Origin of the sequence: Paenibacillus sp. FSL R5-0473 (genome assembly GCF_038004565.1) — a bacterium.
GTDB lineage: Bacteria > Bacillota > Bacilli > Paenibacillales > Paenibacillaceae > Paenibacillus > Paenibacillus amylolyticus.
Map to the genome: position 1 here is coordinate 302,343 of NZ_JBBORL010000002.1, position 16,445 is coordinate 318,787.

8 protein-coding genes are annotated in these 16,445 nt (G+C 36.5%); all 8 read right to left on the reverse strand.

From position 1 onward, the window contains the following. Nucleotides 1-127: 127 nt before the first annotated feature. Nucleotides 128-4,687, reverse strand: coding sequence for an NACHT domain-containing protein (locus tag MKY28_RS31200; RefSeq protein WP_340938431.1), 4,560 nt, complete (start codon nt 4,685-4,687; stop codon nt 128-130). A 119-nt stretch (nt 4,688-4,806) separates the two neighbouring features. Further along, nucleotides 4,807-5,571, reverse strand: coding sequence for a hypothetical protein (locus MKY28_RS31205; protein WP_340938432.1), 765 nt, complete (start codon nt 5,569-5,571; stop codon nt 4,807-4,809). Next, nucleotides 5,546-5,737 carry a hypothetical protein gene (locus MKY28_RS31210; RefSeq protein WP_100527998.1) on the reverse strand — a complete coding sequence of 64 codons (192 nt, stop codon included), beginning with the start codon at nt 5,735-5,737 and terminating at the stop codon, nt 5,546-5,548. Before MKY28_RS31210 ends, MKY28_RS31205 begins: the two co-directional genes overlap by 26 nt. 21 nt (nt 5,738-5,758) lie before the next feature. After that, nucleotides 5,759-6,205 carry a hypothetical protein gene (locus MKY28_RS31215; RefSeq protein ID WP_340938434.1) on the reverse strand — a complete coding sequence of 149 codons (447 nt, stop codon included), beginning with the start codon at nt 6,203-6,205 and terminating at the stop codon, nt 5,759-5,761. Nucleotides 6,206-6,415: 210 nt separating this feature from the next. After that, entirely contained in the window at nt 6,416-7,582 is a 1,167-nt protein-coding gene (locus tag MKY28_RS31220; protein ID WP_340938435.1) for a hypothetical protein, read from the reverse strand. 680 nt (nt 7,583-8,262) lie between these two features. Further along, entirely contained in the window at nt 8,263-9,450 is a 1,188-nt protein-coding gene (locus MKY28_RS31225) for a hypothetical protein (protein WP_340938437.1), read from the reverse strand. A gap of 289 nt (nt 9,451-9,739) precedes the next feature. Continuing rightward, nucleotides 9,740-10,444, reverse strand: coding sequence for an HNH endonuclease (locus MKY28_RS31230; RefSeq protein ID WP_340938440.1), 705 nt, complete (start codon nt 10,442-10,444; stop codon nt 9,740-9,742). A 1,287-nt stretch (nt 10,445-11,731) separates the two neighbouring features. Continuing rightward, nucleotides 11,732-15,907, reverse strand: a complete 4,176-nt coding sequence (locus tag MKY28_RS31235; protein WP_340938442.1) for an NACHT domain-containing protein — start codon at nt 15,905-15,907, stop codon at nt 11,732-11,734. Nucleotides 15,908-16,445: the final 538 nt, after the last annotated feature.

The window sequence follows — 16,445 nt, forward strand, 5'->3', positions numbered from 1 at the left end:
GGAATGATGTTGTCTCGCTCCATCCGGAACTTTTCCCAGCTTGTATCGTTCCGCTATACTCTGTACACCTTGAAGTGGTGAGAAAACGTAGTTTCAATCATTTGTCAGGTTATTCACATTATCCTCCCTAACGACGATCCCACTCTGCAAGGATACCCTGGGCATGCATGGAAAAAGAATTCATTAATATATCGAATATATCCATTGCTCGGTTCTGTAGGACCTCATCTGATAAGGGATCTGTGTAGATGTTTATTACGGCAAGTATTAATTTTCTTGAATCAAGGTACCAATTATCTCTATTACGAAGATGCTCATTACCCATAATCTCACTGATAGCAAGAAGGGTCCACTCTGGATAATCGGTAGCATGTTGCCATAAGATTTCACCTAATTTCCCTCCGTATGTCATTGATCTTGAGCCTGCAAATGCCATAAGTATCGTCCGAATTTCTTGTCTTAGTTCTTTGCAGTTTTTCTTAATATCGAGCAATAAAAAACTAATCTGACGCTGAACTTCTTCGTCCTCATCGTTCATTAGCTGGAGTAATCCATCTACAAGAATAGTGGAGACATTATCCGGAAAATTATATGAAAGTATTCGCGCAACACCTCGACGATGATAAGGATTACCATTTATCGTTTTTGTTAGTAAGGTCATAACTTGCTCTTTAACATATTGACTCTCAAAGAGATTCTCAGAAATTAAAGATAAAGTAACAAGTTCAGCACCGCTTTGTTGAATCTCATCCTTCTCATCAGTGATAAATGCCTCTAACTTAGAAATGAGACGTTCAAATGGCTGACCCATTGCACAATAACAAAAATCATTTGTATAAGTTATACGGTATAACTGAGGATTCCCTTCAATTGCTTTCTCAAATAAATCTAATGAACGTTCACGATCTATTTGAATCATATATATCAATTCATAAATAGCACCAGCCCTTAAAGAAATATCCTCGCAACCGACAGCATAATCAAGGATTTTCCACTTATCCTTATCCTTCTCACGATATATCTTCATCAACGCATTCATGGCAGCTCCACGAACTGAGTCATGATAACCTGATACCGGGTCTTCAGTATAAGATGCTTCTATTAAGGATATATCGTAGAAATAACTAATTAAGAGGCCTATAATCCGCTCCGGTACTTCTTCATCTGCTCGTTTTTCAACAGACCATGCTATAGTTCTCCGTATATTTCGATCATCATACCCTTCAAAAAGACTGATAGCAGCAAAGAATTCACTTCCTGAAATGATAGATTCAGCTAGTCCATTTAACACTGCCTGCACATAGTTGTGGTCAAAGTCATCTTTATTTACTGAGAAAAAGTTTATAAATCGTTCAGGTTCTTTCCTCACTTGCTCCTGCAGCAGTCGAGCCAGAGATTCAGCCCCTCCCTTTGACCAATCAGAATGTCTGACTCCTCTTTGGTATTTAGTCATCGCCTTTTTCCATTGCTGATTTGTCATTTTTCTCACTGACTCAGCATCAATTGGTGCACCTACTGCTCCGCCTCTAATCCGGCGGGGGTTATCAGATGCTTGGTACTCTGGAAATTTCCTCTTTAACTCCATTAATCGTTGTTTTCCATGCGAACTGAGGTTTTCACTAGATATCGAACTTAGAATTCTATACTGACTAAGGTCATAATACATATATCTATCTAGTTTCAATTTTTTATTTAAGGGCAAACGGGATATTATCAAATTTTCTAATTCTCGATGGTCTGATTCCTTAAGATAAGGTATTATTGATTGAATCAGATATCTGCTTTCAAAATCTTCATTACCAAGTGTTAATCTACGTGGATCAGCTAAGACGAAATTAAGAGCTGTTATGGAGTGTTGTTCTGGTACTTGCCGTAGTATATGTGCTATCAAAAACTGTATAGAATCATAATGATTACTAGACAAATAGTTAATCTTCTCCACAAATATTCGCGGGTGTTCTTGCGATAAGAGAATAAAAGCTTTTACCAACGCTCTATTCAGCACAACATCAAACTTAACAAAGTTTGTGTCGTACCAATTACGAAATAGTGAATCGGGAATAAAACTCTCTTCAGTTTCTAGAATCTCGTAGCTTTCAATCTTCACCGCTTCTATCAACAAAGGAATAAACAATTCCAAGAAGTACGACGCTGATTTGTTCACAATAATTTGAAGAGCTTCATCCATTAATGTTGAATCCAATTTATTTATTTCTTCACTAAAAGATATAAAACTAAATGAATCGGATTTTGTTTCGTTTTTAATTTGCTCTTCTTTTTTTCTTCTGTAGTTATTTATAGCTTGTTCCATAAAATTCCTTAAAATACGGCAAACAGCCTCCGAATCGTACTGCGCAAGTTCTTCCCAACCAAAGTATGAAACACTATCGAGTTCACTTTTACTCATTAAAACTTCAAACAACTTTACAGCTTCCTCGCATTTCCATGAGCGAATCTGCAAAACTAGGCTTCCAACAAGCTGTTCTAAACGTTGACTTTTTTTATAATAAGGGCGAACTAACTCAATAATTTCACTTTGTCGCAAATCAATCATTGAAGTTAAATAGCCAAACATTTCATCTAAAAACCCCTCATCTTGCACATCCAGTATTTCAGGGATTACTTGAGTTTTCCAATATTCAAACCATCCAGGATTAAAATATGAGAATCGTAAGAGTTGCGAGCGCACATTTAAGTCTTCCGACAGCCGCTTCATTAGTCTCCATTCTTGTTCTGTAGGGGAAGCGAGAGCAGCAAACCAACGATAAAGATGATTTTTTAGATGGTATCGCAAATCGTTAGATTCTATGAGAGCATTAAGCTGCTTAAAATAGGAACGTTTATCATTCTGACCTCGTAGATATGACATAACTTGCACCAATTGTGGTCGCTGAAATAAACCTTGCGGGGAAGCAACTATGATCTCAACAAGAGAATTTCCCTGTTGTACAAATTTTCTAGCATAGCAATAATCAAAAAAAGTTTGGTGAAAAAAACTCAATTCTTTGCCTTCATCTAATATAATGCCCTCACTCAATAACCAGTGGAAGGCACGTTCTAAAGCGCTTGCTTCCTTCTTACTAAAAAGAAACTTTGGTACCGTAATTCTTTGCGTATTGTCCATGTACTCTGCAATTAGGAAAAGAGCCTGTTCGCGTTCCCAAGCGGCTGGCGCATCGGTGTGGTGCTTCATAATCACCCAGTCCCATACAAGCTGGTAAAGTTCTTGGAGACTTGAAAGACTACATTCTTGCAACAGCTCTTTACTTCCATCTGATTCATAAGCCATTAGGAAGAGGTTTAGATGTAAGGGGATTCTCAACAAATTCTTTGTTGTGGGTAATAACTGTTTGTAATCCACACCTACATCGCATAGAAAATTCTCGACTTCTTCATTAGAAAACTCTTCAAGAGAAAAAACTTTACAATTCTCAAGATTTTTAAGACGAGGATCACTATCAAAATCAAATTTACGACAACTGATAATGATACGCACGCCTGGGATGGAACGCAGTCTAGAAATCAAATCTAATGCCATATTTAATGAACCTTGATCATGGGCCATTGATAGGGAAAGAGCGTCAATTTGATCAATTAATACAACAAATCGCCCCTGTTTAGCTAACGTATCTGCGAGTCTTTCCACTCGCACAGGAAGATCCAATTTGCTTTGTACATCCTTCAGGCTCTGGGCATCTAATAGTTGCTGATCTGCTTTGATCGCCAGAACATCGACTTGCCGGCTCTCTAATTCCTCGAGAACCTCTTGAATAACAATCGTTTTTCCTGTACCTGCTTGATCCAAAAGTATTCCTACAGGCTCCTTGTCTGAAGTTTCCAAAAGCCACTTAGAGATATCTTTGTAGTTATCACGCAAAAGCTTTTTCCCCGTATTCCCTATTGTGTTTTTCTGATGTCTTATAATAGAACTACAGGAATAGACAGCAGAACGCAATTCTGAGAGTGATACTGATTCAGATATTACAATCTGATTGTCTTGCAGCCACTCCTGGAGACTTTTATGTGTATGTGATCCTCTAATCCGAGCATCACCCCCTACTTTATCCCGAAGGATTGAAAACAAAACAGTAGGTGACAAATTAGATTCTGGTATCCAGTATCTCATCTTATCTTTCTCAACTGTCTGCCTAGGCTCTATTTTTACATCTATGCTCATAAAAAATTGTAATATTAAATCATTATTCTCTTTTAGTTCTAAAGATAAGAATTTGCTGAGATGTTCAAAGAATACGAGCTGATTTGTCGTAAGCCTTCCTTGCCATTCCTCGTAACTTTCGCAACTTGAAGCTCGTTCTACTAAGTCCTGAGCATCATATATTTCATCCTTGTATGTGCCACAGATTAATTGTAATCTGTCTTTCCCCTTTTTGAATGAAGGATGGGTAAACTGTATCTCAAAATCCTTCCACAATTTCCCCCATGTACTTTCTGCACCATTACCTTTAGAGATAGATTCCTTGGCTTGGATGTACCACTTTACTTCATTTGAAAATGTAATTACGATATCATCAACACTCTCAGGAGCCTCTACTCTAACTTTAGCCACTTTCTCAGATTCAGAAAAAGATCTTGAATCAAGCATTCTACCTAAGTATAACGCTGCGATGGCGTTTTGATATAAAATTCCTGCCTGAGTTGTTGGTCCTCCGGATTCAGCAATTGCCACATCTCTTCCCCCTTCCACTTCCTTTTGAAGAATTTAGACCTTATATTTTCAATAAATTCATTAATTGGTGTTGTCATTTGAAGAATGTCTTCACTAACAACAATTATTCAAGAAAGCGTCTATTTACCCCTGCATCTATTTGGCTGTATTCTTAAAGGATTATCATTCTCTCCACTAATTGAGCTTTCTCGTATAGGCTTTACTTTTTTGTTTGAAAGATCAATTGGGTTACTGGTGAGAGAAAAATCTAAGAAACCTATTGGATGATTAGTATTATCGATTAACAATAATGATCTCACATCGGGTTCTAAACTACCGTATATATCTGCAATTGTATGGGGTTTTAGAAGGAATTCTTTGAATTCTGAAGGAGTAGGGTATTCTTTTTTCCAAAGGGAATACCCACCTGTTTTTTTTCTTGTATCACCAATCTCAAATTGTTCCACAGTAGGGTTCACAAAATATTTAGTAAGTGAGGAGACATCTGTAATAATAACATCTTCCCTCTCTTTAGCTGTAAAATTGAAGATATTCAAACATACTACCTTAATCATTTTCATTGGGTCAGGTGGATGAATTGGTAAATCAATCGTAGCTACTTGTCTAATTTTATTCCAATTCTCTTGCAAAACTAATGCTCGTCTTTTTACTTGCTCCACACCATAATTAACTTCTTGCTCAGTTTGAAAAATTTCTTTAGGAGAATAAGTCCTGCGAAGACATTTCATCTCAATCAGTAGGATATGGTCTCCAAAAGTCGCAATGAAATCACATTCAGCAGACTTTCCATCAAAAGCATCCTCTAGCTTTAACCCTCCAACGTTTACGTGAAGGCTTGAATTAATTGAGAGTGCTCTATTAATATGCTTTCCCTTTATAAGCATCATCTATTTTCCAAATACCGAATTGCTGTTTAATCATTCGAGGTAAGTTCAACTGTTTAACTAAAGCCGGTACAAAGATAATTTCCTTTTTCCCCATGTAAACTAACGGTTGTGAAAATAAATCCGAATAATTATCTTTATTCTCCTTAGGCTGAAAAATCAGCATACTGATTAGCTCACTTACGATTTAATGCTTTATCCCATACATTTCAGTGAAATTTGAAGCAAATAATTCTTTTTCTATTCTAGGGAAGATATCTGTAACTCTCACGATTAAAATTATCAAAATTCTCGTGAGTTTTTTCGCTATATACGGATCCGAGTGCTTGAAGATAGAAAAAAGCAAAAAATAATTATCAAAACTTATATTCTTATTAATGCCACTAGTTTTTTTAACCCAAAAGTCTTTATCTATAAATTCAAAGGATTTAACAGCGCTACTGTTTATACTCTGATAAACTTCAACCAAATCCATTACCTTTTTAGCGTCCAAGCAAAATAAGGACCGGGGATTACTGAGATCAATGGATTTCCCAAGATCACTTTCCAACGGAATAAGTTTATGTATCAAACTCTCATTGCGACTTTCTCTTTTAAAAAAATCCAGTTGATCCTTATAGCTGTATCGAAGCATCGCAGTTAAGTTTCAAATATTCTTCGTCCATTGGCTCGTAATACATATACTCTTCATTTTCAATGCTATGCTTCATAGAGTATCTCCGCTGCCGTTACAGAATTCCCACTGGATAGAGCATTTTTAGTATATCAAAGTCTATGTTCATTGTTTCTCCTCGATTAAATAAATTCCATTACAAAAACCTTTTAAACCATGTAGCTAACTTGTTTACACAATTGAAAAGTTATTCGGCATGCCAACAAGAAATCGACTCCACATAAAATTTATAAGAAGACAGATCTCATTAATGTGATTTCTACTCCAATTAATCCATTCAATAAAGGTTTCTGTCGGATGAGATAGGGTATCACGCAATTGCAAAAAATAATCTATTCTCTCCCTCTCCCACTGTGTCAAAGCTCCAATATGAACAGCATGATTAGTTAGATTAGACTTAGAGCGAGGAAGTATCATTCCTTTAATCGTAACATTAACAGCCTTTTGCTGATTTGACCATTTCAATATAGTATCTCTTGATGGTTCCAATCTAGCACTAACAGGAGCTCCGTTGATTTTGGCGTCTATTATTACAAGTTTTGAGCCGAGCCACGTATCATATAGTAACCTCAATGAAGCTTCAAGCGACAATACCGCATAATGTACTGCCATAGTAAGAAACTCCCATTCGCTATAACCATGAACGTATAAGAGTCTTGCTCTCTGCATCACATCATCAATATTAGAAGGAATTACATTCGACAACTTTGAATAGTTCATCATGTCCAGAACCAAATCTTCAGAAGTTAGCGTCTTTGACACACCGTTAAAAAATCGAGCTGTAGCTTGTATTCGTATATCGGGTTCTCCAGTTGCCCTAGTTAACTGGATAGAGTGGAATCCAATGTCATTTAAGGCCTCATCACGAATTTGATGAAGCATCTTAACCTCATCAATAACATAGGATTTGACTGCTTGTTCTAACTTCGAATAGGCATAGCTTAAGTTGAAAATCTTTGTCTTACTTACAGTTATCCATACAATTGAATTACCTTTATCAAACATCTCATCCCATGTATCACCTGCACCATGAAGCTGGTCAAGAATAAATTCGTTAGGAAGCTGTTTCTCAAGGCTATAGCTCCCTTGACCAATTCTGAAACCCAATGCACAAATATCATTCTGTAATTCGATAAGAACAACTGGACACGGAAATAATCTTTGAACTACTCTGTATTTAGAAATGTTTTTTATGGATGAGCTTCGATCTGTTTTAACTAATGAATCTATTTGCCCTAACTCCCAATTACGAATATTCCATAGAAATCCTTTGATTTTAGAAATCAATTTCTCCGTGTTACAAATGTCTAAGTCGACCTCCGGCGGCGATTTTTCCATAATTACCTCCAATAATTGGTGGGACTACTCACCTTTGAAAGGGTGCATGACTAATTAGATACAATTGCTCTACAGAAGTGGCTCGTACTTCTGAATGGTATATAGCCGTAGCCGTTCTACTAGACCCTGATTATAACGCGATTGTCCAAATTTGAAGACTATCACAGTAAAGCCGATTCCCACGGATACTACAGTTCCTACCCATCCGCCCCATAAGCCTTGGGCAATGATCGATAAGACCAGAATCGTTAAGGAATAAGCGGCCGATTTTCCAACCCGGATCATACAATCCTTGGTTCCGTATCGGAGAACTTTCTCAAACTAAGCTGTATAGTATCCTGAGAGCAAAACTTAAGTGATAATTCTAACGAGCATAAACGTTTTTATTCTTCTAGTGGGCTTGTTCCTGTGTTGGTGATTTGTAATGACATAATGTTTCTTGCTCTACGAAATAGCCTTGGTGGGCCTTGTGTTTCATCTACTTTTATTATATAAAGCATGTTTAGGATGTTAGCCACCTTCAATTGTTAAGCGAGTAAAATTGCTAAACGATCGGTCGCCCATAGGGATAGCCGCTTCTGTTAAATTTAAAACTTCATTTCTTACTCAACATGAGCCTCTCAGCCAGCGACATATTCCTTAATCTCGGGTAACAGATTCTTAAAGCGATTAATCCTTTTCTAAGCTTCTTTGTTATCGGTTTCAGCTCCGACAGAGCCGAACTGAAACTGACTATCAATCCATTCTTTAATCATTGTCTTTGATTGGAAAAAGATTTGAGCTATCACGAGCAGGTCAGAGAACATAATATCGTCAGCACGAATTAGATGAGTGCGATAAGTCGCGTCCGTAATACGCTTACCTTTGGTCAAGGTAGAATTCATTCGCTTTTCGATACTGTCTTCTGTATAAATGTTAATCGCTAGATCCAAATGATTAAGTCTCACCTGATCGAATTCTGTGTCATAAGAATCCATTGCATCCAAGTGAATCATTCTTCCGATCAGCATCCCGTCATTAATTGATTCCTCGGAAAGCTCCTCTAGTGACATACTAAAATGTTTTCTGTTACCTTCATTCTTCATAGTGGCTACAATTTGTAATTTACGAATGCCACTTATTTGATATTCCCACCACTGCTTTCGTTTCCATTCATCTTCTTGTATATCATCAACAGTATATTGAGGCAAAAACAACTCACTACCTTCATGTTGATCAGGATGAATTATTAATCTTTCGATCCAATACGGATTAGGGGGTTGAATAAACTCTTCTTCTAAAGATAGTGGCGGTGCCTTTTTAGAGACAGTGTATGGATCGACTCGAATATATAATTTTTCGGTGCCATACTTTTGGATAAAATAAGAAGGAACCATTGAATTGAGGTAACTATCAATATGAAGAAATGAGTCTTTGTACTTACAAGTTTTGTGTTTAGGTAAATTGGGAATCGGTTTATAACCAACTGCATCTAATCGAATTAACTCAAGATCAGGATTTCCGTTTGACTTTTTTCTGAGCTTATCAAAAAGCTCTGGATGCGCCTGAAAAATTGGCTGTGAGGGATTATACCCCTCAAAAGATTTAACTTGGTGATAAATCCGACTAGCCTTAAAGATCTCTACTAATATACTTGTAAGTGCGGAATGCTCATCACCAATTAGAGTAGGAAAATTATTACCAACTATATGAACCAAATTATGGTCTTCCGGCGTTAGCATCTGCTTTCTTACCGAAATCAACTGGTTTAAAACATCGGGTTCGTTTTGCAACTTGTCTTGTAAAAAAGCCGCGGCTCCGGCTAGATCCAATCTTTGGCTCTCTGCATATCGCTGAATACACTGCTCGTAGAATTCTAAATCATCCATTTCGGCCGTACACCTCTTTCAGTAAGGAACTTACATCTCTCTTATCTTATCCCATTAAGGATCGAGTCTCAATATACGCCCGCTATAAATCAGGACCACCCGTCCAATGAACTGCACCTCCAATTGGTAGTTGTGTCTAACAATTGGAGTGCAGTTCATAGCGGGTGGTTTTTTGTTTCGCGCGTTTCACGCACTCAACTGGCTAAAGCCATAACAAAAGGCGACTATCAGTAGCCGCCCATGTAAATATTTCACCAGTGTAACCTGTAGCCTACACAATAAAGAATAGTTAACTTCGACGTTTGGATATAGAAAGTTCTAGTCTTTGTCTTAATCTTTCTGGAGACGGGTGATCTTTCTTATCCCTTGGAAGGCGAATTCTTAAAAAACTTGACTCGATGCTCTTACTGTAAATAATTATTTCCCCATCTGGATTAACACAGATGAGTCCTCTTTCATAAGCCTTATCATGGTTGGAACATAAGCAAATTCCATTATTCACCGTATCATCGCCGCACAAATGAGCAGGATATATATGCGCTCCCACTAATAATGAAGTATCAGTAATTTCACACATAGCACATTGATTTCCATACGCGGTTAATACTCTTTTACTAAAGCTGCTGTCTCTAACTAACTTTCTACTTACTTTTTCAACATAAGGTCGATCATCTGGGTATGGTTTTTTACCAGTGTACTTAAGTTCGACCCTCCCATCTTTATTCACGATTGCAGTCGGTAATAAATTATATCTGTTCTTTGTTAAATCCAAGAATCCAGTTGTTCCAGCTTCATCAAAGATTATTTGAACTCTAATCTCACCTCTGTTATGTTCATCAAATGCTAGACAGATAGGGAATACTCCATCATCCGGTAATGAATCCAAATAATCTTCATTAAGTTGTCTATTTCTATCTTCACTAATAGCGGCATTATTTGCATATATCAGTTCTTTTTTAGTAAAACACTTTCCAGCACTTTTGATTCTATGCAACTACCTTCCCCTCCTAATAGTACTAAATCCTCACCTAACACAGACATTCTACCATATTATTCTAGTGAAAGTGAAGGTGGCCACTTGTCTATAAATTAACGAGACACTAGTCATCCCAGATGTGTAATATAGCAATATCAATTTCATACCAATATTCAGGAATATAATGCTTTCCTATTTTATCTTCACTTATTCGAATCTTGTCTGTAGGATAAAACATATTCGTTTCCTTAGCAGGCTTCATAGAAATCTGGAAAAAGTAAAACAAGAAGAGCACTACTGACATACTAACAGTAGTGCATTTTCTTTCTCATGTGTTAATTAATTTGAGTGTTATAAACTTATAATCCAAAAGTGCAACTGTATGTTGCTTCCTAAGTAACTACCGACAGATTGTGTCGGAGCTGTATAGTTTACGTCGTGTATCCCATCCTGGCTACAGGTTTTTATAATTTTATCATTCATTTTGTTTACTAGCTTGTCTTTCTTTATATGGACCTTGGCATTAAATTGGTAATGTTTATTGAAATCATAAAACTGTTCGGGAACTCCCTCTATAAAAACAACTAAGACCAATATTTCAAAATAGTCACACTTAGTTCGTCTGTGAAAAATCTTCAAGCTCTATGTCATGATATATGTGTTTAGAATTCTTAACGCTAGGTATGAGGGCTTTAGCTGATGCAAAAGCATTTTGTAGATAGGGTGAAGAAGATGGTAATGTATGTTTACAAAGATGAGGCAAGAAAAGTGAAATTAATAGCAAGATTCAGCACTTTCACCGATTTCCGTAACCTCGTCTTCGATCCGACATTACTTTTGCCTGAGCTTCCGCGGGAGACATTCTCCGGCGACCATAAACATCCCGTTCTATCGGATAACCTTTTGCAAAATTCCGGCCTTCCTCTACAGCCCTCCAGAGGAATATGGCTATATTCCCTGAAGCTCCCGGATAATCGAAGCACCAGAGCAATTCTAAAGCTCTATAAAGTTCTGAACAACTGTCTGCTCTCAAATCCAAAATATGTAATCTACAAAGCATATATATGACAGAGATAAACATATGATTATTCCGTATATAAATGGATAATTTAAAGGAAAAATAACTTCCGATATTTCAAATAATGGTTGGTAAATCAGACAGTAAAGGAGACATTAGATCTCCTTGATTTTTGTAGCAAAATAAGGAGAGAAGAAGCCCCTTAAGGGGCTTGAATCCTAAATCTATGCATCTATTTCAGTTTTTTAAGACTAATACACACTAAGTCAATACATCTCGTTATTACGTTAAAGATATAGATTCATAACAAATGATCTGACATCCCTCCCCTTTTTTGACAAGCTGTTAGCTTGATCTGAGAGTTTATCTTTAGTTGCTTGTAATCCACTTGATGGAATTGCTGATCTACGATCATTTTCATCCCATCTCGAACTCTCAAACCAACCTATTAAATACAATCCATACTTACATTTATCTTCTTGTAAATACCTATTTACTAATTGAGTTTCCATTGCTTGAAACAGCTCACGATGCCAATTTCCTTTAACCTCGATAATAACAGTAATGACTCTAGATATTTCCCCTGACCTTTCTGGTAATATTGCATTAACATGAATATCTGTTCTCTCTCCAGGTAGTGATCCTGTGCTACTCCGTATTTCAACTTCTCGGTTAACAACGATACCTTTTCCTAATAAGTCCTCTTCTAAATGCTGTTTCACATAATCGGAAAATTCGTTTTCAGTTCTTGGTCGGTATACCTTTTTTCCAACTTCATTCCACAGCCACACTACTGCCGGTGTAAGTCCGTGTAATTTTTGTTCCAGCCTAGTAAGTGATTCGACTAAAACTTCCATTAATTGCTCTCCGCTTTGAACCAGTCTATTGTGCCTATTTTCCACTAGTCGGATGACTTCTATAGGAGTTGGTGGGAACCATGTGTTACGGCGTGTGGTACTCTGTGCTTCAAGGAGGTTCCATTTCAACCATGGAAGTTCAGGCAATTCTGAGACAATCCTTGCAATTTGTTCACAAGCTTCTAAGGTCCCCTTATTTGTTAAATAACGTAAAATTGCATCTCTGAAATCAGCAACTTCTTCACGAGGTCCCACCCAGTGTGCCATTTCTTCATCATCATGATTAGGGTCTTCTATAGGTGGAAATCTTTTTACCAACCAGGTATAAAGGTCAGCAAGTGTTATTTCTGATAAGACTTGTAATAATTTATATCTTTCAAATTCGCCTGAAAAAGATATTAAAACATCTTGAACGAAATCGGGATAAGTCTCTTTTAATACCCATACAGTATCCCAAGCAATTATTGGAACGTTATTTAATAATACAACAGCAGAAATTATAGCTAGTTTACGAGAATCTTCATTAACTAAGAACTCCGGTTTAATTAATGACCTAGCGTAATCCTCTGCTCCACCTATCTTATGTTGAAGCAAAGTTTCAAGTAATCTCTTCATTGATTCAGACATTAAATTCTGAGTTTTCAATTTATTTAGAACCACTTCACCCAATCGGGTATCCCAAGAGTACTTCATTTTACTAATAATAAACACATTAGCATGCTGCTGATTCTCTATATCAATAAGTTGCACCAAATCTGAAATCACTTTTTGAGGAGCTTTGCTGTAAGCTAACTTGACTAAATGTGCTTGTATAGTTGATTCTTCAGTTTCTGACATTTCCACCTGCGTAAAAATAACTGGAGACCAATTTTCCCAATGAGAAGACGTCAAGGATGATAAAAAATCAGCGTCTTCTTCATACATCAGTCTCAAAGCTTTATAACCTGCCATCGCGGGTCTGTTCCAAGCATCCGTTCCAAACCAATTATAGGCTTCAGAATCTTTCTCTAACACGTATTTTTTTGCAGCGTTTACAATTCGCACTTCATCATTTACATTAACCATACTCCAGTTTGGTAATGTTTTAATATTTGGTTCAAATTCTACCCCATGCTTATTCTCTTCAGTAAAACTTAAAGTCCATATTAAGTGCCACCATGCATCTAAATTCCCCTCCTCAAATTCATTCAAACGGAGACAAATTCTTTCCATAATAGGTGGTGGGATTTGTCTGTACTTATCTTTTGAGTCCTGACTTTTTGTTGTAATGGCATAGCTGTCTTTTAATTCGCGTGATTGTTCAGAATCTAAAGGAACGCTTTGAAAAAAAACATGGCAATACTCAGCTAACATTGTATCATTATCAAGAGCAGAATAAAGTAAGTTTACCTGCTCAAAATTAGACGGATTAAATGTTCTTTTTATCAAGCTACACCAATTTTGTTTGACTTCCCGGTTTGTGACATGTTGGAGCTGTTTGATCATCCAGGAGAAATCTTCTGATTTGACGAGTGTAGTCATTCCAGATGAGATTAGAGCTCTTTTCTCAGTAATTGAATTTAACAATGAAAAAAGAAGCGTCCTACGAGTATCGATGTCTTCTAATAAGTCTGTGATATAACTGAAATTATCGAAATATACCAGTCGTGCACGTATAACATCAGTAAAAGCAATAAGGACATCATTCATATTCAAATGTTGGCCTGCTTTGTTTAGAATTCCATACACTAAATTATCAATTGAAGAATCAAATTCGTAGCTTTCAGCATATCTTAAAACCCATTCTAATGCTGCTGGTAAGTCTTCAAGTTGAAGCTTATTAAAAACATCATTCTTTAAAAATATTCTGTATAGTCCAATTAAATTTTTTCGTTTAGGTAAAGTTAGGACTGAAAATAGTTCTTTAGCAGATATATGATGTGGCCATAGTGCACGAAGTGCTGCACCTTTCAACTCATCGTCAGCATCGTCTCCTATGTCGAATTTTAATAATGGAAATAAGAATTTTCTAGTTTCTTCACTTGCTAAGTCAGATAAAGCATAACCTGCTTGGATTCGAATTTGATAGTCCTCATCCTGACTTAAAGCAATTTTCAGTAAATCATCCTGTAGAACGCTTACTTTACACACTCTTGCTATACGAATGGCTGCGCGCCGCGCAGCATAACTATAATTTTTATTTAACATGTATGGTTTAATTTGTTGTGCAAGAAAAGGATATTTTAATTTATGAAAATATTCATCAAAATCCCATTCTTTAATTTTTTCTTCATTATACTGCTCTAACAGAGCATAAACTAAAGATTTTTTATCCTCATCCTCCAAACTTACAATATCACTTCTAAGCAGTACCTGCGGGTCACAGACTATGATTTGACGAAATACTTCTGAATTCATAGTTGCTATCCAAGATGATACCTCATGAAGCTGTGGTACCAGTTTTCTGTCGGAACCAATTTCATTAGGATGTTTAATCAAACTCATTATTTGCACAAGGGACGTTTCATTTTGAGTAACGTACAACGCTGCTAGAAACTCTGCATATGTTTGATGTGCCCAGCCAAAGCGGTTTAGCCCTCTTGAAGAAAACAAGCCAGTAGAAAGAGTTTCTGTGATTTCTGTTTCTGGAATCACAATTGATCTACTCATCTGCTGCAGATGCTCACCTGTAATATCACTAATAGTGATATCTTCCTCAGGAACATCACCAAGATTGATACTTCTCCATACAGCGTATTTATTAGAGAATATCATCATAGCAGCAATACGCGATGCTACTTTTAAACGATCTTTAGCCCTCATTCTTCCTGTATATCGAGAAGTAATTCTACTTTCATTAGTTTCTTCACAGAGAAGCTCACAACCTTGTAAATATAGTTCCTTTTGTGTCGATGGAAAGCTACCATATCGAATGAAAAGATTGAATAGAAACTTTAATGTGATTGGTTTAATTGCAAGAGGAATAACTTCTTTCTCTCGTAATTCATCCATGAACCTCTCAGCATCAATCCCTAGTTCAATTGCTGCATTATAAACATCTATTTTACGTAAAGGTGCTAGCTCCATGATCTGGATATTTTCTTTCCCCCACAATTCTGCTAATTCTCGTTCAAGTAAACTCGGCCATTCTGCTGTACGGCAGATAATTCTTAAAAAAAGATTCTTCAAATTTGGGTGAGATTTATATTTTTTAAACTCTTCAGCCAATAGAACTGCTACATAGTCTAAACGGAGTAAACATTCGTCCAAGCTATCTAAGAAAATATGCAAATGATGTTCGCCTTTTAGGAAGCCCTCAAACAACGGATTCTCAAAAATATCTCGAACTAAGCGGTCTTCCCTCCCATATGAACGAAGATTAATTTTAATAGTATGTTGTTCTTCCGCAATCTTAATGCTTTTTAATGCTGCAGTTTTACCTATTCCAGGTTCCCCTAATAGTATTAAACATGGAATCTGAGTTATTTTATCGAAAGGGATGACGTGTTCATTATATATATGTCCATATTCAGATTCTGGATCGTAAAGATAACCGCCATCAGATAAATTGATTGTACTTGTTCGTGGACACCAGAATCTTTTCCACGAAAAAATCATATCATTCATGAGCACCACCTCCAATAGTTAAAGACTACTTTCGCATGGATACAAGTCCCCTTACTTTTGTTGAACAACAATTAATAATTGGATGCATGTTTAGATCTATTGAACTTTCTTCCCAAATCTAAATTTACCCCTAGACCGTTTGTAGTTACAGGACATTAATTTACTAACAAATAATCTAGGTTTTTTCAAAGTGAATTTTAAGATGGTAGATTTATTCCTAGCTGTATAACGAAGGTTCAATTGCACTCACACTTTTTTTGTAGTTTCCCACTCTTACTAATATCAGGACAAGGCAGCGCGAAATGTCGAGAACAACGATACAGTCCAAGAACAACAATCACCTTTATTCCTTTGCTCTGCATCTTTTCAAAGTCTTCAAACCACTATTTTAATGATTTTCAAACAAAGAATACTAGACTATTTTGTAATTTTAATTAATTTCTGTAAGAAAGATCTGTTTTCAAGCAAAGACTTTGTGTTCATAGCATATATTAGCATTACATATTTTTAATCCAAAACAAACTTAATTTTTGAATCA

Excerpts from the sequence above, each read along its gene's own strand:
- MKY28_RS31210 (WP_100527998.1), bottom strand. The coding sequence starts at position 5,737 with ATGCTGATTTTTCAGCCTAAGGAGAATAAAGATAATTATTCGGATTTA.
- MKY28_RS31235 (WP_340938442.1), bottom strand. The coding sequence starts at position 15,907 with ATGAATGATATGATTTTTTCGTGGAAAAGATTCTGGTGTCCACGAACA.
- MKY28_RS31225 (WP_340938437.1), bottom strand. The coding sequence starts at position 9,450 with ATGGATGATTTAGAATTCTACGAGCAGTGTATTCAGCGATATGCAGAG.
- MKY28_RS31220 (WP_340938435.1), bottom strand. The coding sequence starts at position 7,582 with ATGGAAAAATCGCCGCCGGAGGTCGACTTAGACATTTGTAACACGGAG.
- MKY28_RS31215 (WP_340938434.1), bottom strand. The coding sequence starts at position 6,205 with ATGCTTCGATACAGCTATAAGGATCAACTGGATTTTTTTAAAAGAGAA.
- MKY28_RS31205 (WP_340938432.1), bottom strand. The coding sequence starts at position 5,571 with ATGCTTATAAAGGGAAAGCATATTAATAGAGCACTCTCAATTAATTCA.